This is a genomic window from Ahrensia sp. 13_GOM-1096m, assembly GCF_000620605.1.
Lineage (GTDB): Bacteria > Pseudomonadota > Alphaproteobacteria > Rhizobiales > Rhizobiaceae > Ahrensia > Ahrensia kielensis.
The window spans coordinates 244540-266589 of record NZ_JIAX01000012.1; the positions used below are offsets into that span (position 1 = coordinate 244540).

The window sequence follows — 22050 nt, forward strand, 5'->3', positions numbered from 1 at the left end:
AGTGACTGCTGTCGTCGTTTAGTGTGTGTTTGGATGTAATATTTCAATTTACTTGGCAGCTGAATGTATCTGCTAATCCAAGTGAAAAACTTCTTCCATTGAGGCCCACCATTCACCTTCAGCGCGGGTCTCCAGTGGTCGCTGCATAGGGCCGCATAGCGCCCACCATTCCTGTGTTACAGGATCATTGGCTATGGCCGCATTGTCGGCTTCAAAATTTTTACCCGTATATTCCCAATAGGCAAACATCAGGTTTTCAGGCTGTTTGAGATAAATAGAATAATTGGTGATGTTTGAATCGCGCAAGCGCTGTAGCACTGCTGGCCATACATCAGCATGAAGCCATTTATACATTTCGAGATATTGAGGTTTTAAACCGATGACCATGCCCATGCGTTGTATTTTGGGCTTTTTTTTCTTTGGCGTGTCTACGTCTTTAGAAGTCATGATGTTTGCTCCAATGAATAAAAACGTGTGGCAGTGCCGCCATAAATTTCATCGCGATCTGTTTGGCTCACATTGCTCAGTAATTGATCCGACACGCTGCGCCATTGATCATAATCACCGGCCAAATTTAGCACTGGCCAATCGCTGCCCCACATCACACGCTTTGCGCCAAAATGACTGATCACGTGATCAATAATGGGTTGCAATTGTGCCGCGTTCCAATGGGGGCCAGCCTCATTGGCTAGACCGGAAATCTTGCAGAAAACATTTGGCAAAAGAGCAAGTTTTGCCATGCCATCGCGCCATGCATCACCAGCATCTGCGCCATTGGCGATCACTGGTTTTGCGCAATGATCAATGACGATTGGCAGGTTCGGTATTTGCTGGGCAATATCTGCTAATACATCCAAGTGACGCGGTACAACCAATGCATCAAGCCGCAAGCCTTGGTTTGCGAGAGCGTGAAGATTTTTGATAACTTGCGGACGCTTAATCCAGTTGGTGTCGGAGATGTCCTGTAACATCGGACGCACGCCTTTGAGAATTGGCGCATGTGACAATTGCTTCATTATGTCTGGTGCATTTTCATCGTCAAGATCTACCCAGCCTACGACGCCTTTAATAAAACTGTTTTGGGCGGCTAATCCGATAAGAAATTCGGTTTCGGCAATCGTTGCGGCAGCCTGAACAACCACTGTGCCTGCAATCGCGTGACGCGCTAATATGGGTTCCAAATCTTTGGGCAGAATATCGTGCCGAATATCGGCAACTTCATCGGTCATCCAAGTGTAGTCCCCGCGTGAGATTTGCCAAAAGTGTTGATGGGCGTCGATTTTTGCAGTTTGCGGCATCGGTTTTTCCAGCGGCTTGATGACTACTTGACAGAAAATGTTTTGTATAATTAAAAACAATGCAACTAACGCATCGAGCCGTCAATAGGCTAAAAGGAGTATTGCGACATGCAATCCACGCCAATTTTACAGTTCGGAACGAGTCGTTTTCTTCAAGCGCATATTGATCTGTTTGTTTCGCAAGCCATGGATCGCGGGCAGGCGGCAGGGCCAATTACAATCGTGCAAAGTTCTGGGGATAGCGCACGTGCTAAACGTCTTGAGGGCTTGGTTGGCGCTTACCCTGTACGTGTGGAAGGACTTATTGAGGGCAGTAAGGTTCAAGAAACAATTACGGTGCGTAGCATCGTGCGTGCCTTAACAACGGCGACGGACTGGCTGGAAATTGCGCGCATCTTTGTTGAAGAGGTCAGTATTGTCTTGTCGAATACTGGCGATAAAGGATTTGCGCCGCAGCCATGTGATATGGATGCCGGGTTTGATCAGGCGATGTCTTATCCTGCCAAGCTCACCCAGCTTTTGCGTTTGCGGTTTGAAGCTAATGGCAAGCCTATTCAAATTATGCCGATGGAATTAATTGTTGAAAACGGTGCGGTGCTGAAAAAGCGCGTGCTGGAAATCGCGCAAAATGACAGTGCCGGTTTTAAGCGTTATTTGGATGAGGATGTCGTTTGGGTAAATTCGCTCGTGGACAGGATTGTTTCTGAACCACTTGAACCAGCAGGAGCGGTGGCTGAACCCTATGCGCTTTGGGCGATTGAAGATCAGCCAAAATTGCAGCTGCCTTGTAAACATGAGAGCATTAAAACTGTTGCGTCATTAGATGAAATCGAAGCGCTTAAGCTGTTTGTCTTAAATCTTGGACATAGCTTTTTTGCGGATCGCTGGCTTGCTCGCAAGGGCAGTAAAGATGTGATGATGCGCCAGTTGATGGAGGATGAGGACGAGCTTGCCGCCTTGAAAAAAGTGTATTCTGGTGAGGTAAGACCAGCCTTTGTTGCAGCTAAGCTAGAGCATGAATTTGACGCTTATGTTCGGGTGACTTTGGACCGTTTTGCCAATCCTTTCTTGGATCACAAAATTGCGGATATCGCGCAAAATCATCAGCAAAAAGTTGAGCGCCGGATAAAGGCGATGCTTGATTGGGCGATAGCCAAGGGCGATCAATCTGACAAACCAATTCTACAAGAAATTGTTGACCGAAACACGGAGACTGCATGATGCATTTTGATAAACGACAGGTTGGTAAAACCGACGTTTCCGTGACATCGCTTTCTTTTGGTGGCGCGAGTATCGGCAATTTAGGCGGTGTCGTGCGCGATGCAGATGCGGCGGCAGTGCTGGATTATGCTTGGCAGGCGGGTATCCGCTATTTTGACACTGCGCCGCATTATGGGCGCGGATTATCTGAGCAGCGTATGGGCGCGTTCTTTGCAGGCAAAAACCGTGATGATTACGTTATTTCCACAAAAGTGGGGCGCGTTTTATCTGCCGGAGAGCCAATGGAAGAAGCTGATGGTTTTATTCAGCCCTTACCCAATGCCGTTCGCTATGATTATTCTGCAGACGGTATTCTTGAAAGTTTTGAGGCGAGCTGCGAACGATTGGGCACATCGCGTGTCGATATCATTTATGTTCATGACATTGGTGATGTAACGCATGGTGCCAAAGAAGGTCAGCGCCATATGAGCGATTTGCTCGGTTCTGGTATGGGCGCATTGCATGACCTTAAACAATCAGGCCGTATCGGTGCGATTGGCCTCGGGGTCAATGAGTCTCAGGTTTGTATTGATGTTATGAAAGAGACGACGCTTGATGTTATTCTTCTAGCAGGACGCTTAACATTGCTTGATAGAGAAGTAGAAGACGCGCTGCTTGATCTATGCAAAGCGCAAGGAACAAGTCTTGTTCTTGGCGGTATCTTTAACTCCGGCATATTAGCGACTGGACCGGTAGAGGGCGCATGGTTTGATTACAGTCCTGCATCTGACGAAATTATAGACCGTGTCAAAATTTTGCAGGAAAATGCGCAGAAGGTCGGTCTGACTTTGGCCGAGGCCGCATTGCAATTTGGGCTTCATCATCGTGCTGCATGCTCGGTTTTGCTCGGCACTGGCAAAGTTAAATCATTGCAACGCAATCTTGATGCGGCGCAAATCAAACTGTCTGAAGCCGCGCGTGAATTTGTAACGCGCTAAGGTGTGTGACTGTGGGCTTCTAGTGAGCCAAGCAAGGTTTCTTTTGATGTTGCTAGATGGGTAAGGGCTGCCGCTTCTGCTTTTTTGAAGTCGCGGCTTCTCAAGGCATTTATGTAAATTAAGTGCTCTTTGATCGCGCCTTCATTGCGCTTGCGTTCGTCCGTTTTATTCCATTGAAAGTGGTAGTGGAAAATCAAGGAGATGATTTTCTGAAACTCTTTTATAAAGCGATTACTGACCACGCTGTTGATCGCTGTGTGAAATGCTTCATCCAGTTTTGAAAAGTCATGATAGTCCTTATCAATTCTCTCCAATAGCGCCAAATGCTCTTGCTCTAAAACGTCAAGCCGTGCCCAAATGGCATGGTCCTGCGGCAAAGCCACGAGATGACGCACCGAGTTAAGTTCAAGAACAACGCGGAAATCGGAGAGTTCAATCGCGTAATCTGCGGTAAAACCGTTCAGCACCCATCCGCCGCGCGGACGCCGAACAACGATGCCGAACCGGCTGAGTGATGAGAAAAATTCTTGTAATGTATGTGGCGCAACAGAAAAATATTTCGATAATTGTGCAACGTTGAGCGCTGTTCCGGGCGGCACATCCATGCGCAAAACCCAATCTAAAAATCGGCGTTCGAGTTCTTCAATCGTTATAAGCGTTGCGGGCAATTCCATTTGATCGGATTTCTTAGAGCGCCGCTTGATGAGCTTTTCACGGCCATTCAAAGCGATGATGGATTGTTCATCGAGCTTGCTGAGAACGCTGCGAATGACAGTTCGGCTAACACCTAATTTAGATGCTAAAATATTTTCAGACGGCAAAACCTCGCCGATAGCCATGCCATCGCAAAGCGACAACATCTGCTTGTGTGCAACAATAAAGCGTTCATTCGTGCGGGCCATAAGGTTCTTCGCTCCAGTTCATTCAGATATATAATAACTGTTTTTTGCAATTGTTCAAAAAAAATTAAAAACATTTGACGGTGCCATTTTACGGCTATACGGTTTATTATTATTAAAATCAGAACGTGGCTCTGGGAGGGGTGATCTTGTCTGAAGTACAGACCAAATCAAAAATGCGGTTTTTACCGTCTGGTTCAGCGCTACATAAAGTTTCAGCTTTAATAACGCTGCTTCTCCTTGTTCTGGCGTTCTCATTTACAAGCCCTGCCTTTTTGTCGGTGAACAATGGTCTTACCGTTTTGCTGCAAACAGCAGTGATCGGCCTTTTAGCCATTGGTATGACGATGGTTATTATCACGGGCGGTATTGATCTGAGCGTTGGATCGGTTTTAGCGCTTTCCGGCGTGGTGACGGGTCTTACGATCAAGGCGGGCGTGCCTGTTATTCCTGCCATGGTGCTCGGCGTTATTGCGGGCGGATTGTGCGGGTTTATCAATGGTCTGGTGATTACCAAAATGCGGATTACGCCTTTTGTTGCAACGCTCGGCATGATGATGATTGCGCGCGGTGTTGCGCTGCAATTAACAGGCGCAGCGCCGATCAGCCGACTTGGTGATACATTTGGCGCGCTTGGCAATGGCTCGTTTTTCCGTGTTGTTGAAATGCAGGCAAATGGTTTTCCGAAGGTGATTTTCCCTGGCATTCCTTACCCTGCTGTTCTGCTGCTTGTTATGGCTGTGCTTGGTGCATTTTTATTGCAGCGCCGCCAGATCGGCAGACATATTTTTTCTGTTGGCTCGAATGAGGAAGCGGCGCGCCTTTCAGGGGTGAATGTCACGCGCACTAAGATCTGGGCGTACACTGCATCGGGTGCATTGGCTGGGCTTGCAGGCATGGTTTTGATGTCGCGTCTTGTGACTATTCAGCCCAATGAAGGCGTTATGTATGAGCTTGATGCCATTGCAGCATCGGTCATTGGTGGCGCGTCTTTGATGGGTGGTGTCGGCAGCATTTCAGGCAGCATGATTGGTGCCTTTATCATTGGTGTTCTGCGCAATGGTCTCAACATGGCCGGAACGTCCGCATTCATTCAACAAATCATTATCGGGATCGTTGTTATCGGGGCTGTGTTCATAGACCAGATGCGCAATCGAAACTGATCAAACGTCTTTAACTAAAATCTTCATCTAGGGAGGAAACCATGAAGAACCTACTGAAAACTATGCTTGCAACAAGTGTGCTGGCTTTGGCTACATCGACTGTATCGGCGGGAGAAATTGCCGTTATCGTTAAAACAACAAGCTCTAACTTTTGGCAAAATGTGAACAAGGGTGCGACTGCCGCTATTGGCGAGCAGAGCGAACACACAATGTCATTCAATGGCCCAGCAACGGAATCCGCTGTTGCCGATCAGGTCTCACTTGTTGAAAATGCAATCAACCGCGGTGTATCTGCGATTGTTCTTGCGCCGTCTGATCCAGAAGCGCTTGCGCCTGCCGTTAAGCGTGCTTTTGAAGCCGGTATTCCGGTTGCTATCATTGATAGCGGTTTGGCTGAAGGTAATGAGAAATACTATCAGACATTCCTTTCAACGGACAACTGTGCTGCCGGTGAACAGGCTGCCAAAATGATGATCGAGAATGCAGGAAGCTCCGGCAAGGTTGCTGTGATGTCTTATGTTGCTGGTGTTGGTTCTGAAATCGGCCGTGTTGGTTGCTTCACAAAATATATCGAAGACAATTCTGACATCGAAATTGTTGGGCCGCTTTATTCACAATCGCAAATGGCGACAGCGCTTAACCAGACAACGGATACGCTTGCAGCCAATGGCGATCTTATCGGTATCTTTGGTGCCAATGAACCAACGGCAATCGGCATGGGCCGTGCGATTGAGCAAGCTGGTAAAGCTGGCCAACTCACAGCAATCGGCTTTGATGGTAATGCGGACCTTCAAGACATGGTGAAAAGCGGCACGTTGCTCGCAACTGCCGTGCAAGGCTCGTTCCAAATGGGCGAACTTGGCGTTAACGCTGTGATCGATCTTCTAGCTGGTGAGAAGGTGACTGATTTTATCGATAACGGTGTTGTGATGGTCACAAAAGAGAACATCGATTCTCCTGAAGCACAAAACGTACTTTACTGATTGTGCAGCAGCTGGCGCAGCTTGCGCCAGCTGTTCACCCTATAAGCGGCGAAATCAACTATGCTAAACACAGCAACAGATAAAACTCCTTTGGTCGAGATGTCGAAAATCCACAAAAGATTTGGTGGATTGCATGCGGTCGAAGACGTGTCGGTTAGTCTTCATGCTGGCGAGGTCGTTGGCGTGTTGGGCCACAACGGCGCGGGTAAATCTTGCCTTATGCGCATTTTGTCCGGTGCGATGAATCCCAGTGAAGGTAAAATCCTTATCAATGGCCAAGAGGCTGTTATTGATACGCCGCAAGATGCGCGTCACAATGGTATTGAAACGATCTATCAGACTTTGGCGCTGGCCAATCATTTGGATGCGGCGGCCAATCTTTTCCTTGGGCGTGAATTAAAGACCCGCTTTGGCAATCTTGATGATGCGCGGATGTTTTCGGAAGCTGAAAAGGCGCTGCGCCAACTCAATCCTAATTTTAAGAATTTGCGTGATGCGGTGTCGAATTTATCGGGCGGGCAACGCCAAGTGATTGCGATTGCGCGCGCCATTTATTTTCAAGCCAAAGTGCTGATTATGGATGAACCAACGGCAGCGCTTGGACCATCTGAAACGGCGATGGTTGCAGATTTGACGCGCCGTCTTAAAGCCGAAGGTATCGGCATTTTTCTGATTAGCCACGACATGCATGATGTGTTCGATTTATGCGACAGAGTGATGGTTATGAACAAGGGCCGTAATGTCGGCACGTTCGCCATCGGTGATGTAAACAAGGATGATATTTTGAGCCTGATTATCAAAGGCGCGCTGCCTGACGATTGGACACCGCGAGGACAGGTTCAATGAGCGGACAGATGATGCAAGTTGGTGTGGTTGTTGAGCCTGGAAAATTTGCCATTGAGCAACGCCCCGCCGTAACCGAAGTGCCAGAAGGTTGGGTACTGATTGATATTTGCGCGGTTGGTGTTTGCGGCACGGATTATCATATTTTGGAAGGCAAACATCCGTTTTTGGCCTATCCACGTGTGATTGGTCATGAACTGAGCGGTCGTGTTACGCATGATGGCAATGGCTGGAATGCTGGCGATCTGGTGGTCGTTAATCCCTATCTGTCCTGCGGTTCTTGCCGTGCATGCGAACGCGGTAAACCTAATTGCTGTTACAATATTGAAGTGCTTGGCGTTCACCGCGATGGCGGGCTAGCGACACAGATCGCTGTGCCATCTGGTAATCTTTATTCAGCCGAGGGGCTTAGCTCAATACAGGCCGCAATGGTCGAGTTTTTGGCCATTGGTGCCCATGCTGTTCGCCGCTCTGAAGTGGAGGCGGGGGATAATGTGCTTGTGACCGGCGTCGGTCCTATTGGTATTGGTGCGGCGCTTTTTGCACGGCTTAAAGGTGCCAATGTATCGCTGCTTGATCTGAGCGATGCACGTCTTAATGCAGCGGCAGAGAAGTTTGATTTCAAGCAAGGCTTTACGTCAATTGATGCCGCGTTAGAGCGCACGGATGGTGCCGGCTATGACGTTGTTTTTGATGCCACAGGCCATAGCGGCGCGATAGAGGCTGGATTTAAAACTGTCGCGCATGGCGGCTCCTATGTTCTGGTCAGCGTTGTCAAAGATGACATCACTTTTCATGATCCGGAATTTCACAAAAGAGAAATGCGTTTGATTGGCAGCCGCAATGCGCTCAAACAAGATTTTGATTGGGTTGTGGATTCATTCAAAAAGAATTTGATTGATGCAGACAAGCTTTGTTCCAGCATTTTGTCACTTGAAGAATTGTCATCTCAGTTCAGCGATTTGGCTGCGGATCGTGCCGAACTGATTAAAGTAATCGTGAGGCTTGAGGATTGATATGAGCGCTCCAGATATCTTGAAGCTTCACGATGATGACAATGTCGCGATTGCGCTTGCGCCGCTTAAAGCTGGTGAAAGCGTAGCAGTTGAGGCTATCCTCAAGTCTCACAAAGTGGCTTTGGTTGACATTCCTGCGGGAGAAAACGTGCTGCGCTACGGCCAAATTATTGGCAAAGCGACCGTCATGATACCAGCGGGTTCTCATGTGCATGAGCACAATATGGAAATGAGTGGTCACAAAGTTGATTACGCTTTTTCATCTGCGGTAAACCCACTGCCTGCGCCTGCAACTGAGCGCACCTTCCAAGGGTATCACCGCGCCGATGGACGTGTTGGCACACGCAATTATTTGGGTGTTTTAACGTCGGTCAATTGCTCGGGTTCGGTTGCACGGTTCATCGTAGAGGCGGCGGAAAAATCTGGCATTCTGGATGCGTTTCCCAATGTCGATGGGATTGTGCCAATCGTGCATGGCAGCGGCTGCGGCATGGCGAACCGCGGCGAAGGTTATGATATCTTACTGCGCACTTTAGCGGGATATTCGAAGCATCCTAATTTTGGCGGTATTTTGCTTGTGGGGCTTGGCTGTGAGGTTTTGCAGCTTGCAACGCTGGTTGGTGAGCGCAAAATTACAGCTGATGGCCCGATGCGTTATATGACCATTCAGCAAATGGGCGGAACACAGCGCACGATTGAAAAAGGGCTTGAGGAACTAACTTCGCTTGCGGCCTATGCTAATCAGGCGGAACGTGCACCTGCGCCCATATCTGAACTTATGCTAGGTATGCAATGCGGCGGCTCTGACGGCTATTCTGGCTTTACGGCCAATCCTGCTCTGGGTGTTGCATCTGACCTCTTAGTCTCACATGGCGGCACATCGATTTTATCTGAAACATCTGAAATTTATGGCGCTGAACATCTTTTAACACGCCGCGCTGTAACAGCTGAAGTCGGTCAAGCGCTTGTTGATAAATTGACGTGGTGGGAAGAATATTGCGCACGGCATGGCGCAAAAATGGACAATAATCCAAGCCCTGGCAATAAGCGTGGCGGCTTGACGACAATTCTTGAAAAGTCGTTGGGCGCTGTATCAAAAAGCGGACAGGCACCGCTTGCAGGCGTTTATGATTATGCTGCACCGATTACGCAAAAAGGTTTCGTGTTCATGGATAGTCCGGGATATGATCCATGTTCGGTCACGGGGCAGGTCGCATCGGGCGCAAATTTGATCGCCTTCACAACAGGGCGAGGGTCTGTATCTGGCTATATGCCAACACCGTGCATCAAGCTTGCATCAAACTCCGATATGTATGCGCGCATGAGCGGCGACATGGACATCAATTGCGGTGAGATTGCCGAAGGGCATTCCCTTGCCGACAAGGGCGCGGAAATTTTCGAAATGCTGATTGATGTGGCGAGCGGCACAAAAACAAAAAGTGAAACACTTGGCTTTGGCGGTGTTGAATTTGTGCCTTGGCAAATAGGCGCGGTGCTTTAGTTCAGTTCAAGGCCTTCCTTGAATAACAAGCTTCAGTTCTGAGATTAAAGCTTTGTCCGCTGATCTGATGGCGATTTAGCGATGACATGCGCGCAAATAGAGCGCGATAAAATGGGTATATGCAAAGAGTATGCCTAAAGTTTTGTGCTGCACGGCACTTGGTAATATCCAGTTTATATTTATACTGGTAGAAGAAAGATATATTCTTTTATTCTTGGTGCCACTTTACTTTCAAAATGAATGCCTACATCAGTGCGGCTTCAAACGAGAGATTGGATTTATACCGATTTCAATTCATCGACTTGCCTGAGCTAAATTAGAGAAGTGATATGAAGCCAATTTTTAAGAAAATGGTTATTACTGCCGGTCTTGAAATTATCGCTCTAAGCCAGTTAGGGCGATTGATGCCGCAGGCCGCTGGACGCGGTGTCATATTCACGCTTCATCATGTGCGCCCTGCAATGAATAGACCGTATGAACCCAATGCGCTTCTATCAATTACGCCGGACTTTCTCGATCAGGCTATCCAAGAGGCAATATCAAAAGGCTATACGCCGGTTGCGCTGACTGATCTGCCAGAATTGCTTGCCAAAGGCGACAAGAGTAAGCGCTATGTTGCGTTCACACTGGATGACGGTTGCCGTGACAATGCTGAATTTGCAGCGCCGGTTTTTAGAAAATACGGCGTGCCTTATACTTTGTACATTACCAAGGGGCTTGTGGAGCGAACGCATACAATGTGGTGGGAAACCGCAGAGGTTTTGACACGCGCCGTTGATCAATTTCAATTCGATTTTGGTGATGGTCCCGAGGCTGTCACTTGCTCAACTCACAAGCAGAAACATGCGGTGTTCTTACGCATAGCGCAATTTATTGAATCTATGGATGAAGACGCTACTGTTAACCGTCTGAACGAAGCGGCGATCGCGCACGGTGTTGATCCGATGAAGATTATCGAAGATGAAGTTATGAATGCTGATGAGCTGCGAGAGCTTGCTAAAGACCCTCTTGCAAGTTTTGGCGCACATACGGTTTCGCATTGTTGTTTAACCCGTCTCGATGCTGCGCGCTTGGACCGCGAAATGGCTGACTGTATTGAGGCGATAAAAGAATGGACGCAAACGCTTCCTGTATCGATTGCCTATCCATATGGGTGGAAGCGTGCTTGTGGGCCGCGCGAAGCAAAGGCTGCACGCAGAGCCGGACTTAGAATTGGTGTGACGACACAGCCAGATGTTTTAATAAATTATAGCCAAGATGAGTGGATGTTATTGCCACGGATTTCGCTCAATGGTTTCTACCAAAAGCGACGCTATGTTGCGGCGCTTCTTAGCGGAGTTCCATTTCGTTTAATGTAAGCGGTTTAGGGCTATACGTTTTAAACTAAGTTTAGATTTTTGGTGAATCGAACGAAAGCTTCATTCAACTGCGCAGCCAGAACACCAGCCATATTATGGAGGCTGGTGAAAAGCGCAATTAAACCATAATAAGCTTATGCTTTTCCAATATTGAGATCAGCATTGCACCTGCACGCACGCGGTGCTCTGTGTGGATTGTCTTTGCTGTAAGAGCATCACCTGCTTTTATTGCATCCAATAGAAGGCGATGGTCTTCGTTCGATTTCGTCGGTGATGGGCGCAGATAAAGCGTTAATGCGCGCGCGCGGCGCACTTGATCGTTGAAAACATTGACGATGCTTTTTATGCGTGAATTATCGGCCAGTCTGATTAGTTCATTGTGCCGTATGAATAGATAGTCGTTCATCGATCTTTCAAACGAAGATCCCAAATGGAATTAATAACATCAAAGAGGGCGGAGATTGTATCTTTGTCTTTGGTGCGCTCCAACGTAACGATGCTGAGGCAAGCAGGTACGGAAAGTTTTTCGCATATAGAAAGGCCAAAAGATTGTCTTTGGTGAAGCGCGATGGATTCCCTGCAAAGGCTTAGTCCAACGCCTGATCGCACCATTTCCAGCATTGATGCTTCCTGATCGACAAGCGCGACGGTGTTTTGCTTGCAGCCATGTTTTTCAAAAATAGAAGCAAGCAAACGATTGTGAACGGATGTCTCAGGCGTTCCGATCCAGGGTAGCTTCGCGAACTCAGACCAGTCACTCGTTTCTATACGGTTCTGCCAGCCTGCGGGCGCGATCACGCGGTAAGAAAAATCTGCTAATTTGACGCTGTGAATGGGTTCATCGCCAGCCATATGATCCATTAAATTTGGGTCGCTTAAATAAAAGCCTGCATCAATTTGGCCGCGCTTTAAGCGGTTCAATATTTCACCACTCACGCCGTGCACCAACTCCGTTGCAATATCAGGAAAATCCGATCTTAATTGATGGAGCAATCGGCCAAGGCGGATGAATTCTGGGTCGACGATAGTGCCAATTTTGAGGGTACCCGTAACACGGTCGAACTGTTGTCGTGCGGTCCTGCGAAAGTCACTCATGGCCACAAGCACCGCTTCTGCTTTTTGCAAAATGGCCGCACCGTCCTGTGTGATTTGCAGGCCATTAGGTGTTCGTTGAAACAGTTGAACACCGGTTTCAGCGCTCAGCCGCTTTAGCTGATGACTGACGGCAGGCTGCGTTAAATTTAATAGCTCAGCTGCGCGAGATACACTGCCTTCACGGGCAACTGTAACAAAAGCTTGGATGGTGTTGAGATTGAAAAAGCGTTCCATATAAATTTTTGTAATATCACTATGTACCATTTGTCATTAGGAAAATTCGAAATTTTCCATATTCTAGGTTCAGATGACGCGCTTGGAGGAGGCGTGGTACGTTTCAAACAGACGATCTGCTCTTCTCCTTCTTTCGTTGTCTTTTAAAGAGTTGGAAGGCGGCGCATGTCTGAATTTAAAACAGAGTTCGATTTTATCATTATTGGTGGCGGCTCCGCTGGTTGCCTGCTCGCCAATCGGTTGAGCGCCGACCCTGCAAATCAAGTTTTGCTCGTTGAGGCGGGAAAGCCTGACACTTATCCATGGATGCATATTCCGGTTGGCTATCTTTACTGCATAGGCAATCCGCGTGCTGATTGGATGTATAATACTGAACCCGACAAAGGGTTGAACGGACGTGTCTTGCGTTATCCGCGCGGTAAAACGCTTGGCGGATGCTCATCCATCAACGGTATGATTTATATGCGCGGTCAGTCGCGTGATTATGATAATTGGGCAAAGCTGACAGGCGAAGACGCTTGGAACTGGGAAAATGCGCTCGACGCATTTAAGGCTCACGAAGACCATTATAAGCTTGATGATGGCGCAGACCCTGCAACGGGCAGTAATATCCGGTTTTCAGATATGCACGGGCATGGCGGTGAATGGCGCATAGAAAAGCAGCGCTTGCATTGGGATGTGCTGGATAAATTTGCTGATGCTGCTGTGGAAATGGGCGTTGAAAGAACGGATGATTTCAACAGTGGTGATAATAGCGGTGTTGGCTATTTCGATGTCAACCAACGCTCAGGTTGGCGTTGGAATACATCGAAAGCCTTTTTACGACCGGCAAAGGCGCGTCAAAATTTGACAATTTGGACTGAGGCACAGGTCGAGAAATTAAAAATTGAACCAGCAAGTGATGGCAGTTTGCGGTGTGTTGGCGCACATATAAATTATGGCGGTTCGTCAATTTTTATTCGTGCAAACCGCGAAGTCATCCTATCGGCAGGATCGATTAATTCTCCGCAAATCTTACAGCTATCAGGTATTGGTCCTGCACCATTATTGAAGGCTCACGGCATTGAAGTTCATGTTGATGCGCCTGTCGGCGAGAATTTGCAGGACCATCTTCAAATCAGGGCTGTGTTTAAAGTTAAAGGCACGCGCACACTCAACACAGTGGCAAAAAGCCTGTTTGGAAAAGCGATGATTGGCGCAGAATATCTGTTCAAGCGCTCTGGCCCAATGAGCATGGCGCCCAGCCAGCTTGGCGCATTTACACGCTCTGACCCTAGTCGTTCTCATGCTAATCTTGAATACCATGTTCAGCCGCTCAGCTTGGAAGCGTTTGGCGAAGATTTACATGATTTTCCTGCGATGACCGTGAGCGTTTGCAACTTGAACCCGACCAGCCGCGGTACTGTGCAAATCCGTTCAAATGATTATCGGGACCCGCCTAAAATTTCACCGAATTATCTTGCCACTGAAGATGATCGTAAAGTTGCAGCAGACAGCTTGAGACAAGTGCGCGAAATTATGGCGCAGCCCGCAATGCAGGTTTATGAGCCAGAGGAATATAAGCCCGGCATTCAGTATCAAAGCGATGATGATTTGGCCAAGCTCGCAGGAGATATCGCCAATACAATTTTCCATCCTGTCGGAACGGTCAAAATGGGGCGTTCAGATGATCCGGCGGCGGTGCTTGATCCACATTTGCGCGTCAAAGGTGTCGATGGATTGCGCGTGGTTGATGCGAGCATCATGCCCGAGATTGTCAGTGGCAACACAAATTCCCCAACGCTGATGATCGCTGAAAAAGCTGCCGGATGGATATTGTCTGGGCAGTGATGCGCGGCCGTGAGTTTGCTTTTTTCCTGGAGATACTATGTTTGCCGCTGTTTCAAACTACCTCTAAGTGAGTATGCAACTGCTCGGTGATACTGGCATTACCTTGGTTCTTTTTTCTTCTTTTAATCAAGTTAAGCTTCGTATGTATTTATATATTTGAGTGTTTTATTATTTGTACTTATATTAAGCGCTGTATAATTTTCATTGTGCTCACATGAATTAACTATATAATTTGAGAGAACTGATATGGATATCACGCTTATTAGCGGTCTCATCGCTATGTTCGGGTGGGGTGCTGCCGATTATGTTCAGGCACAAGGTATTCGTTCAATCGGCACGCCGCATAAGGCTAAAAACTGATCTGCCTACACTAAATCGGACCATTTAAAGCTGGAATTTTCCATTTATAATCCCTGCTTAGGGAGAAGAAAAACTCTATGAAAGTATCGAATTTTTGCGTAACGTAAATTGCATTTATTTTGAAGCAAGCTGAGGGTGATGCTTCTGTTGCCGAAGTCTGTCGCAAAGCCGGTACCGGCCCCTCTCAGCATTTGCTACGCAATTGCTTGCGGAAATGGTGGCAACAGTTATAATTGGCGCAAGAAATATGCCGGTCTTAGGGCGTCTGAGGTGAAGCGTCTGCGGCAGTTGGAAGATGAAAACAATCGGTTGAAGAAGATTGTGGCTGATCTCTCATTGGACAAAGCCATGCTTCAGGATGTTTTGTCAAAAAATGTATGGTCTGCCCCTTTTTTGCAAGGATAATTTATTGACATGAGACGGTTGCTCAAATGTATCCGGCCTCTCCAGAGTGAGCTGCTTTTGCAGCTAGGCCATGATGAGATCTGCACGCAACGTTCCTGATTAGCGGTACGGGCTTGGAGCCCTCTTTTTTTGCACTAGGGTTACGTCTCGTCGATCTTCCGTTTTGTCATCAGTTTTATCTTCGTAATTAGTAGATGGTCAGTATGTCGAGGCTTATGCGTGCGCTGGATCCACCCGTTTATAGAGGGCACCGGGTTTGTTCAAGATTACCCATGCAATTCGCGCTATCTTGTTTGCCAGCGCGACTACAACTTTATTGGGATGCATGCGCAGCTTCAGTCTAGCAATCCAATCGCCAAAACGGTCTCGGACACTTTTGAGATGGATCATGCAAGCACGCGCTCCATGGATAAGCAGGCGTCTAACGTAAGGGTTTCCGTGTTTACTTATCCCAAGCAAGGTCGGTTTACCTCCTGTCGAATGCTGTCCTGGAACTAATCCCAGCCACTATGCTAAATCACGCGCTTTTGTGAATTGCTTGCCATCCCCGACAGCGGCCAACAGTGCAGTAGCACCTAAAGCTCCAATACCGGGAACTGTCATGAGGCGGCGCGCGACATCATCTCTGGCAGCATGCGCTTCAATCTCGCGTGTTACTGCCAAGGTGCGTTTCTCCAGCACAGCAAGATCATCGAACTGATCAGCCAATATCCTACGCATATTTGCTGATAGGTCATTGGTCTCGTCTGCCAATACACGAGGAAGATCAACCTTGAATACGCCCGCACCATTGCGAATGGCGATACCATATTCCAAGCACAATGCCCGAATCTGATTTATCAGTTGGGTACGGCTGGATACCACACGGCTTCGGATACGATGGAGAGCCTGCATGTCGATATTTTGGTATAGGTCGCTCAAGTTTTTATCGTTGGCGTGAAGGCTATACCAATCAAGGCGAAGCTGACCTAATCAACCGCCCATCTATTCCAAAGCAGCACTATAATTGGACGCCGGTCGAGATTGAGGAAAAGGTTCTCCACCTGTGCAGTAACTATCACCTCGGACCAATTCGTATCGTCTGGTACATGCAACGGTATCATGGCATTAATATTGCCAGCGCCACCGTTGCGAGAATTCTAAAACGCAATGGGATGAACCGTTTTCCTAGGGGGACTCGTATACGCAAGATTCACACCAAACGCTACAAAAACAAGTTCCTGGCCATCATATCCAGATGGATGTTAAATTCCTGACATTCAAAGGAAAACGCGCGAAAAGATACGACGCTTTCAATATACCGCTATCGATGATGCCACGCGCGTCAGAGCTCTCAAAATCTACGAAAGACATATCCAGGCAAATGCAATTGATTTCGTTGAGCATGTCATCGAGAAAATCCCGTTCCGCATCAAGAAAATCCGAACTGACAATGGACATGAGTTCCAAGCCAAGTTCCACTGGTATGTCGAAGATCTCGGCATCCGCCACGCATATATCAAACGCGCAACACCGCAATTAAACGGAAAGGTAGAGCGCTCACATAGGTCTGATGAGCAGGAATTTTATCAGCTTCTCAGCTACAAAGGTGATGTCAACCTCGAAGCAAAACTCGATGAATGGGAAAGGTTCTATAACTTCCATCGACCGCATGGGGCATTCAATGCCCCCCTACGAAGCGCTCGGAGAAAGAAAAGCTACAATGATGATATAAAATGTCCTGAGGGTAACAGTACCTTACAATAATTCGGTTGAGCGCGGCCTCAAATTGAGGTGCGCAAAGGAGGCAGCAATGTGGAGTATTGAGTAAACTTTATTTTCAATGTATGCATATGCGCATATGCTGTTAGGCGTATGAAATGTTTACAATTGGGAGGATATTATGAGGTTAAATATTAGAATTGGTGCACTAATTAGCGCGGCCACCATGTCAGTGACAGCCAGTACAGCTTATGCAGATGGTGTATGGCCGGATCTGCCGGTTGGGTTCAAGAATGGAATTTTTGCGCAGGACGGAAGCGTTGCGTTTGTTGGTTTAGGCTCCGCCGGAAAGGCTCTTTTTTCAATGGATTTGGCGGCGGATGAGCGTTCATGGAAGTCGCTTAGTTCATTTCCTGGCCCAGATACCAGCGGAGCTACATTTGCAATGGCGGACGGAAAGCTCTTTGTATTTTCCGGTTCAGGAAAAATGAGTGATGACGACGCTTCACCAATAATTTTTACAGATGTTTATAGCTATGAGATAGAAGAAAACGTATGGGAGAAAATTGAAACCTCAACACCGGTCGGGCTATTAGGTGCATCTGCGCACGCAATTGATGATGACCGAATTGCAATATTTGGTGGTTATAACAAAGAGCTTTTCGATAAATATCTCAATGATGTGGTGACAACGGACAAAGACGCAGAACCTGAAAAGTGGCAAGCAATTGTAGATGCGTATATGGGGATGCCTCCCAGAGACTATCACTGGAACAATAAGGTTTTGGTCTATACTATTTCAACAAACAGCTGGTCGGATCTAGGTGAAAATCCTTTCTTACCCAATACAGGGTCCGCGGTGGTTGAAGTTGACGACGGCATTCTTCTGATCAATGGCGAGATTAAGCCGGGATTACGCACACCCCAAGTCAAGCATATATCGTTTGAGGAGGGCGGTGCGCAATGGCACGAATGGCCTAGTCTGCCGGCACGTGTAGGTGATGCACTTCAAGAAGGTCTTGCGAGTCCTTTTGCTGGCTACTCTGGCGATGCTTTAATCGTTGCAGGTGGTGCGAACTTTCAAGGCGCACGTGCGCGATCATTTGCTGAACAGTGGTTTACGCATGATGGTTATCCAAAAGCTTTCAATGCTGATATTTACGTCATGCGTGACGGCTGGTGGAAAGAGGTGAACGATCTGCCAGAAGGTTTGGCGTATGGCGCGACATTCAAAACTAAAACGGGAATTTTGGCCGTTGGGGGTGAAGACGGGGACCGTAATGCACGAACGGAAGCGTTCGAGTTGACTTGGAATGGCGAAACGGTAGTAGTCACCGACTAGACTGCATGCCTGCAATCGACCTAAAAGATTGCAGGCATCAAGTATTTTGCCGTCAACTTGGTCGCGCTAAGCTACAAAAATTGCTAAGCTTGGCTATGCATTGATTGTTAGCTGACCGGAACGAACTCATGGCAAATATTGCTCCAATAGAATTATTAGCAGTAAAACGACGGGTATCCGATGCTGTTGCCGATCTAATAATGCGCCGAATTATCGATGGCGAATACACCGTCGGCGATCATTTGCCTTCTGAAAAAGAAATGATGCACGAGTTCGATGTTGGCCGCGTCAGTGTCCGTGAAGCCATTGCATCGCTTCGCTGGAAAGGCTTTCTTTCTGTGAAGCAAGGCGAAAGGCCTCTGATAACAAAGCCCGCACCGAGTAAGGTTATTGAGCAAATTTCGCACGTGGCTCAGCTTATGATGGCTTCACAAAGCGGCGTTAGTCAGTTCAATCAGGCAAGGCTTATTTTTGAACAGGGTATAGTGCAATATGTTGTTTCTCATGCAGACGACGAACAGATCGCTACAATTGCTGAAGCACACCAGCAAAATGAGCAGCTTCTCGAAGATCCGGAAGCGTTTATTACAGGAGATATCGGTTTCCATCGTGCGCTAGTCAACGTTACTCAAAATCCAATATTAACGTCTACACACATGGCGTTGGTGGAATGGCTTATCTTAGACAGGTTGCAACGGTCACATAAGAATCCTGCGCAAAGTCATCAGGAGCATGCTGTGATATTAAAGGCAATAAAGGATCGAGATTTGCTTGGCGCGGTTCAGGCTATGTCTGGCCATTTAGATCGCACCTTGGTCACTGAGATTTAGACACTCTAAGTATGGGGTGGTTAGATGCGCGTTTTCGTAGCTCAATGAGCGGCAAAATTTCAAAACTTTTTGCCGCTCAATTCACCTAAGTTTTTACCAGTGCTATCAAGCAACCCATTTCTTGATTTCAGGGTTCTGCATGACTTTAGCCATGATATCATCCCCGTTCTTCACTCGCATTTGCATGGGTGCTCGCGTCGGGCCACAATCAATGCCAATAGCACGGAAGGCTGCTTTCATACCTGGCAAAACGCCGGTTTCAAGCAATGCTTCCACGAAAATTTGCGATGTATTTTGAAGCTCTTGGGCAGTTGCAAGGTCGCGATCAGACACTGCTTTGTGAAGCGCTACATAGAGTTTTCCAAGGATATTATACGTCGTTCCGATGCCGCCATCCGCACCCAAAGCTGCGGCTGATAAGTAAATTTCATCAAAGCCAAAGAAAAATGCACTGTCGGGGCAACGACGTTTTAGCATAGAGAATTTGAACAAGTCATTTGATGTAAACTTAATTCCGGCCACATTTGGCAGCGCTAGAATGCGAACAAGCGTGTCTAATCCAATCGGACGTCCGGTGCGGATTGGTACTTCATATACAAGTAGCGGCAGATCAGTGGCCGCTGCCAATTCTTCATAATACTGAAAGATTTCTTCATCGCTGAATGGATATGAATGTGGTGGAAGTGCGGAAAGGCCATGATAGCCTAATTCTTTCGCTTGTGTAGCAAGCTTTAGTGAATCGCGTAGATTTGGCATTCCCACATGTGCTATAAGGTGAGCGCTAGATCCTGACGCAAGCGTCGCAACATCGCGTTGCTGTTCAAGAAGCTCAGACGTATCCAGTAAACCCTGTTCACCGCTGCTGCCTCCAACATATAGCCCAGCTAGACCCTGCTTTAGCACATATTCTGTGAGCGATTTTTGCCGCTGAGGATCGTAGGTCCCCTCATCGGTAAGACCCGTCATGAGTGCTGCATACATCCCGCTATGTTTCGTCGTCAAAAGAAATACTCCAGTTTTGGCAGCCGTCAGCTGCAATCATGAATTGATTGCTTCACCATATATGTAAGTTTAAAGTTGGTAAATAGCATATTTTGGTTTGACAATAAGGAAATCTAGTAATACCAAATATGAGCGATGGAGCCTTTAATGCTCTGCAAGTCAACGGGTAAGCGATTAAAGAGGTGGTCTGTGAAGATGATGTTAGCTGACCGAGATGAGCATGAAAGCAAGAGCAAGAACGCATCTAGTTCGATTGCGGAAGCTATAATAGGCGATATTCGTAGTGGTGAATTAGCGATAGGTAGTGTCGTGCCGACCGAGCGCGAGTTATGCGACCGATTTGATGCATCTCGACCGACAGTGCGTGAAGCATTAGCGCAATTGCAGATGCGCGGACATATCAGCAGTTCTGGGGCTGGGACCCGGCCGCGAATTTCACGTCCTTCATTGCAGGCTATACTCACATCTGCGGGTGACAGCATTCGTGACATATTAGGTGACGCTGAAAGTGGCGCGCATCTCGAACAGATGCGTCAGTTTATTGAGGCTGGTGCGGCACGCGAAGCTGCAATCCGAGCAAGTAATCTTCAAGTCATCACGCTCAATACTAAATTGGAGAAAAACTTCAACGCAATAGGTACGCCTCAGTTTGCAGAAACGGATATAGCGTTTCACCGAGCTCTGGTTTCTGTTCTTGGTAACCCAATTTTTCTGACGCTACATGATATGTTTGTGAGCACAATGCTCGCGCACCGGCCTCCAACTTCTGATCCAGCTAAGTACGACAAGATCGCCTATGAGGAGCACCGTGCAATTTATCAGGCTGTTCTAGATGGGGATGTCGTCGCTGCCACTGAGGTTATGGATAAGCATTTGGCCCGTTCATACCGGGCGCGAATGGCAGCGCCGCGAACAGTCATTGATCACACACTCGCCGATAAAACACTTTAACCAGAGGGTATTTACCTTCGCATTCATCGTATCAATGGAGGAAAAGATGAAACTAACTGCAACACTACTCGCCGGCATTACAGCGCTGGCTACCACAGTTTCCGTATCTCACGCGACTGAACTAACTTTCGGGATGCAGGATAACGAAGTATCTAACGTCTACAAAGGCGCTGTTGAGTTCCAAGAAAAGCTATCAGAACTTTCTGGCGGAGAAATGACAGTTAAGTTGTTTCCATCCGCAACGCTTGGCGATTTTAAAGCAATGGTCGCTCAGGTTCAAGCTAGTGAACTTGATATGGTCCTAACAGGCTATCCGGATATGAGTTATGTCATTCCTGAATTGAAGCTCGTTGGCGCGCCGTATGTGGTTGATGATTTTGATCACCTGAAAGAAATAGTTGCGGGGCCTTGGGGCCAAAAAATGGATGCCAAATTCCAAGGCCAAGGCGTGAAATTGTTGGATGTTTGGTATTACGGTACACGTCAAACTACATCTAACCGTGCAATTAATAGTATGGAAGATATGAAGGGTTTGCGCATGCGCACGCCAAACGTTCCATTTTTAATTGCATTTGCTGAAAACACTGGCGCAACACCTGCGCCAGTCGCCTTTCAGGAAGTTTATTTAGCACTCCAAACAAACCAAGTTGATGCTGAAGAGAACCCATTGCCAACAATTGAGGCCATGAAGTTCTATGAAGTGCAAAGCCACATTGCGATGACAAATCACTTCATTGCTTCCGGTGCGATCCAGATATCAAAAGCCAAATGGGACGGGTTCTCTGATGAAGAGAAAGGTTGGGTTAGTGAGGCCGTGGCAGCTGGCGGCAAGCTTTCTAATGACCTGACATTTGAAGCGGAAAAAGAACTTGTTTCTAAATTCAAAGACCTTGGATTGACGATTACAGAGCCTGATCTCGCGCCATTCCGCTCTGCGATGAAGCCGTATTACGATACTTTGGAAGCCGAGTTTGGCGAAGGCGCAATCTCAGACGTTCGCGGTCGTTAAATAGTCGATGGGAGGGCGTTGTTTGCCCTCCC

Annotated in this window: 19 protein-coding genes and 4 pseudogenes; 16 read left to right on the top strand and 7 right to left on the bottom strand. The window is 47.6% G+C overall.

What is annotated here, in order from left to right; genetic code table 11:
• Nucleotides 1-72 precede the first annotated feature (72 nt).
• A complete protein-coding gene (locus tag N530_RS0110575; protein WP_155851969.1) occupies nucleotides 73-447 on the bottom strand; it encodes an L-rhamnose mutarotase in 375 nt (124 codons plus the stop codon).
• Complete coding sequence (locus N530_RS0110580; protein ID WP_035266871.1) at nucleotides 444-1298, bottom strand: amidohydrolase; 855 nt, start codon at nucleotides 1296-1298, stop codon at nucleotides 444-446. The genes N530_RS0110575 and N530_RS0110580 overlap by 4 nt, the downstream gene beginning before the upstream one ends.
• A gap of 108 nt (nucleotides 1299-1406) precedes the next feature.
• Here N530_RS0110580 and N530_RS17885 point away from each other — a divergent pair, with 108 nt between their 5' ends.
• Both N530_RS17885 and N530_RS0110590 read left to right on the top strand, forming a co-directional pair.
• Complete coding sequence (locus tag N530_RS17885; RefSeq protein WP_035266873.1) at nucleotides 1407-2519, top strand: D-mannonate oxidoreductase; 1113 nt, start codon at nucleotides 1407-1409, stop codon at nucleotides 2517-2519.
• Nucleotides 2516-3496: an aldo/keto reductase gene (locus N530_RS0110590; RefSeq protein WP_026480681.1), complete on the top strand. Its 981-nt coding sequence runs from the start codon at nucleotides 2516-2518 to the stop codon at nucleotides 3494-3496. Before N530_RS17885 ends, N530_RS0110590 begins: the two co-directional genes overlap by 4 nt.
• Here the strand turns inward: N530_RS0110590 and N530_RS0110595 are convergent.
• Complete coding sequence (locus N530_RS0110595) at nucleotides 3493-4398, bottom strand: GntR family transcriptional regulator (protein ID WP_026480682.1); 906 nt, start codon at nucleotides 4396-4398, stop codon at nucleotides 3493-3495. The two genes, N530_RS0110590 and N530_RS0110595, sit on opposite strands and share 4 nt — an antisense overlap.
• Before the next feature lie 173 nt (nucleotides 4399-4571).
• Here N530_RS0110595 and N530_RS0110600 point away from each other — a divergent pair, with 173 nt between their 5' ends.
• The 6 genes from N530_RS0110600 to N530_RS0110625 all read left to right on the top strand — a co-directional run bounded on the left by N530_RS0110600 (nucleotide 4572) and on the right by N530_RS0110625 (nucleotide 11259).
• Nucleotides 4572-5558, top strand: coding sequence for an ABC transporter permease (locus tag N530_RS0110600; protein WP_051540903.1), 987 nt, complete (start codon nucleotides 4572-4574; stop codon nucleotides 5556-5558).
• 41 nt (nucleotides 5559-5599) lie between these two features.
• A complete protein-coding gene (locus N530_RS0110605; protein ID WP_026480684.1) occupies nucleotides 5600-6541 on the top strand; it encodes an ABC transporter substrate-binding protein in 942 nt (313 codons plus the stop codon).
• Between the two features lie 60 nt (nucleotides 6542-6601).
• Nucleotides 6602-7387, top strand: a complete 786-nt coding sequence (locus tag N530_RS0110610) for an ATP-binding cassette domain-containing protein (protein ID WP_018689282.1) — start codon at nucleotides 6602-6604, stop codon at nucleotides 7385-7387.
• Nucleotides 7388-7398: 11 nt separating this feature from the next.
• A complete protein-coding gene (locus tag N530_RS0110615; RefSeq protein WP_026480685.1) occupies nucleotides 7399-8400 on the top strand; it encodes a zinc-binding alcohol dehydrogenase family protein in 1002 nt (333 codons plus the stop codon).
• Between the two features lies 1 nt (nucleotide 8401).
• Nucleotides 8402-9901, top strand: a complete 1500-nt coding sequence (locus tag N530_RS0110620) for a UxaA family hydrolase (protein ID WP_026480686.1) — start codon at nucleotides 8402-8404, stop codon at nucleotides 9899-9901.
• A gap of 329 nt (nucleotides 9902-10230) precedes the next feature.
• Nucleotides 10231-11259, top strand: coding sequence for a polysaccharide deacetylase family protein (locus tag N530_RS0110625; RefSeq protein ID WP_026480687.1), 1029 nt, complete (start codon nucleotides 10231-10233; stop codon nucleotides 11257-11259).
• Between the two features lie 118 nt (nucleotides 11260-11377).
• On the opposite strand, the gene N530_RS17890 is transcribed toward N530_RS0110625, so the two are convergent.
• Together N530_RS17890 and N530_RS0110635 are read right to left on the bottom strand one after the other, a co-directional pair.
• Nucleotides 11378-11665 carry an FCD domain-containing protein gene (locus N530_RS17890; RefSeq protein WP_155851970.1) on the bottom strand — a complete coding sequence of 96 codons (288 nt, stop codon included), beginning with the start codon at nucleotides 11663-11665 and terminating at the stop codon, nucleotides 11378-11380.
• Nucleotides 11662-12588 carry a LysR family transcriptional regulator gene (locus tag N530_RS0110635; RefSeq protein WP_026480688.1) on the bottom strand — a complete coding sequence of 309 codons (927 nt, stop codon included), beginning with the start codon at nucleotides 12586-12588 and terminating at the stop codon, nucleotides 11662-11664. The genes N530_RS17890 and N530_RS0110635 overlap by 4 nt, the downstream gene beginning before the upstream one ends.
• A 165-nt stretch (nucleotides 12589-12753) precedes the next feature.
• Between N530_RS0110635 and N530_RS0110640 the strand changes: the two genes are divergently transcribed.
• Both N530_RS0110640 and N530_RS17895 read left to right on the top strand, forming a co-directional pair.
• Nucleotides 12754-14418 carry a GMC family oxidoreductase gene (locus N530_RS0110640; protein ID WP_026480689.1) on the top strand — a complete coding sequence of 555 codons (1665 nt, stop codon included), beginning with the start codon at nucleotides 12754-12756 and terminating at the stop codon, nucleotides 14416-14418.
• Nucleotides 14419-14885: 467 nt separating this feature from the next.
• Nucleotides 14886-15150: pseudogene (locus tag N530_RS17895) on the top strand (transposase); the annotation flags it as partial.
• Between the two features lie 246 nt (nucleotides 15151-15396).
• Here N530_RS17895 and N530_RS19355 read toward each other — a convergent pair.
• Nucleotides 15397-16083: pseudogene (locus N530_RS19355) on the bottom strand (IS110 family transposase); the annotation flags it as partial.
• Between N530_RS19355 and N530_RS19515 the strand changes: the two are divergent.
• The 4 genes and pseudogenes from N530_RS19515 to N530_RS0110680 form a co-directional block, all read left to right on the top strand.
• A pseudogene (locus tag N530_RS19515) lies at nucleotides 16005-16265 on the top strand (helix-turn-helix domain-containing protein); the annotation flags it as partial. The pseudogenes N530_RS19355 and N530_RS19515 sit on opposite strands and share 79 nt — an antisense overlap.
• A 3-nt stretch (nucleotides 16266-16268) precedes the next feature.
• Nucleotides 16269-16929: pseudogene (locus N530_RS18875) on the top strand (integrase core domain-containing protein); the annotation flags it as partial.
• 136 nt (nucleotides 16930-17065) lie between these two features.
• Nucleotides 17066-18226 (top strand): N-acetylneuraminate epimerase, encoded by a 1161-nt coding sequence (locus N530_RS0110675; RefSeq protein WP_051540892.1) that lies wholly within the window; start codon nucleotides 17066-17068, stop codon nucleotides 18224-18226.
• 128 nt (nucleotides 18227-18354) lie between these two features.
• Nucleotides 18355-19056 carry an FCD domain-containing protein gene (locus N530_RS0110680; protein ID WP_026480693.1) on the top strand — a complete coding sequence of 234 codons (702 nt, stop codon included), beginning with the start codon at nucleotides 18355-18357 and terminating at the stop codon, nucleotides 19054-19056.
• Between the two features lie 105 nt (nucleotides 19057-19161).
• On the opposite strand, the gene N530_RS0110685 is transcribed toward N530_RS0110680, so the two are convergent.
• Entirely contained in the window at nucleotides 19162-20058 is an 897-nt protein-coding gene (locus N530_RS0110685; protein WP_026480694.1) for a dihydrodipicolinate synthase family protein, read from the bottom strand.
• Between the two features lie 195 nt (nucleotides 20059-20253).
• Between N530_RS0110685 and N530_RS0110690 the strand changes: the two genes are divergently transcribed.
• Together N530_RS0110690 and N530_RS0110695 are read left to right on the top strand one after the other, a co-directional pair.
• Entirely contained in the window at nucleotides 20254-21009 is a 756-nt protein-coding gene (locus N530_RS0110690; protein ID WP_026480695.1) for an FCD domain-containing protein, read from the top strand.
• Between the two features lie 46 nt (nucleotides 21010-21055).
• Complete coding sequence (locus tag N530_RS0110695) at nucleotides 21056-22018, top strand: sialic acid TRAP transporter substrate-binding protein SiaP (RefSeq protein WP_026480696.1); 963 nt, start codon at nucleotides 21056-21058, stop codon at nucleotides 22016-22018.
• Nucleotides 22019-22050: the final 32 nt, after the last annotated feature.